The organism is Polaribacter litoreus, from assembly GCF_054584775.1.
Genome location: NZ_JBTLRD010000069.1, coordinates 1 through 1,656, shown reverse-complemented (window position 1 = coordinate 1,656; position 1,656 = coordinate 1). Strand labels below are relative to the sequence as shown.

The following is a 1,656-nucleotide window of genomic DNA, read 5'->3' as shown; positions in this document are numbered from 1 at the left end:
TTCGCGAGAGAGTGTTCAGCATTTTTTTCCTGCGTTTAGATTTTCCTGAGCAATAAAACATAACGTTGTTGTATAAGGTTAGTTGCGTGTTTCAAGCGACTAATTTACTAGATTAATCACGAACGGCGAAATTCCGAAGGAATTTCCCAAGTGAGCTAAAACCAGCAATTAATTTTATACGGTGTTGTGCGTTCGTTTTTTTATTCGATTAACAATTTCAAATCCCAAATATTCTTTCAGTTTCGGGAATTTGTATCTATAATATTCATTCCAATAGCTTATCATTCTACTTTCAGTCTGTTGCCAATATTTAGGGTTTTTAGCTCTAAATTCAGCATAATAATCCAAAGTGTTTTCGTTTATTTTTTTGTCAATAATTGGAAGCAATTCATAAACGTATTCGCCAATCAATTGAATAATGAATGGAATTGTCCATTTCTCCGAATTCTGTGATAACAAATTCAGTCTTTTTTCTCTTAAATATCCATTATGATGTCGCAAATAAATACAATTTAATATGTCTTTTTGTTTATCAGTCAATGTTTTTTCCAATTCAGGATTTGGCTCGTCAAAGTAAAGTCTGTATGGAATTGTCAGAGTTTCATTTTCAAGTGTTAAATTCAATTCATTTTCATGAATCAGATTTTCAACTTGATGAATTTTTCCGTCACATAATTTGACTTTATTATTTTCAAATGGGATTATTTTCAGAACTTCTTTTAAGTCCGAATGCAGTTTTTTCGGGAAAGATTTGGTTAGTCTTTCCTTATATTCAGATTTTAAATTTTTCTTAAATATTTTCAACATTTTTTCGGTTTCCTCAAATGACGCACAACGTTTTTGTATATGGTTTGTTGCGTGTTTTAAGCAACTAATTTAGTAAATAATTACCGACCAAGAAAGTCCGCGAGGACTTTCGCAAGTAGGCAAGAAGCCAGCAATAAATTATATACGGTGTTATGCACTGCCTTTTTTACTAATTATTTTTTTCATTTCTTGTGGGTTCATATCTTCTATATTGTTTAAAAAATTTCCACTTGGTTTCCAAGTTCTTTCTTTTTCAGATATTGTTGAGTTTTTGATTTTGTTCTTAATTTCAACTATATTTTCCTCAATTATTTTCAGATTTAATTGAACAAACTTTTTAGGAATTGCAATAATAATTCCCTCTTTTAAATAATCTAAATTTTCATAATTATATAGTTTAAAATATAAGTTCGGATTTTTTCCGTTTTCGCAACAAAAATTCCAGTCTGGTTTCCAAACTTCTGTTGAATAAAATTGAAGTCTTTTATTTAAATCAATTTCTTTTCTATATTTTTCAGTCCATTTTATGTTGTTTTCTTCATTCCATTTCATTCTACCAAAACCTAACCATTTATTTTCATATTCATATGATTGGAATGTTCTAATATAGGCAGGTTTTTCAGAAAGTTCAAGAAGTGAATTGATATTTGGAAAAATATTTTTAAAATTTTCCCATAGATATAATTCCGATTTTGAATTCGTGTTAATAATCCAAACTTTATATTTTATTCCAAATAGCCATTCCATTTTATGAGTTCGTTTGGTGGTTGTGCATAACGGTTTAGGCTATGTTTTAGTTGCGGTTTAGTTTAGCTAAAAGTAAGCAAAAAATCTAACAACTTCGTATCT

2 protein-coding genes are annotated in these 1,656 nt (G+C 29.0%); both read right to left on the bottom strand.

Translation table 11 applies throughout. The features are described from left to right. Positions 1-174: 174 nt before the first annotated feature. Positions 175-807 (bottom strand): hypothetical protein, encoded by a 633-nt coding sequence (locus ACW9UN_RS17150; RefSeq protein WP_459487593.1) that lies wholly within the window; start codon positions 805-807, stop codon positions 175-177. 150 nt (positions 808-957) lie between these two features. Next, on the bottom strand, positions 958-1,554 hold the full coding sequence (locus ACW9UN_RS17145; RefSeq protein ID WP_459487592.1) for a hypothetical protein: 597 nt from the start codon (positions 1,552-1,554) through the stop codon (positions 958-960). Positions 1,555-1,656 lie beyond the last annotated feature (102 nt).

Coding starts and splice junctions, on each gene's coding strand:
- ACW9UN_RS17150 (WP_459487593.1), bottom strand. CDS start 807: ATGTTGAAAATATTTAAGAAAAATTTAAAATCTGAATATAAGGAAAGA.
- ACW9UN_RS17145 (WP_459487592.1), bottom strand. CDS start 1,554: ATGGAATGGCTATTTGGAATAAAATATAAAGTTTGGATTATTAACACG.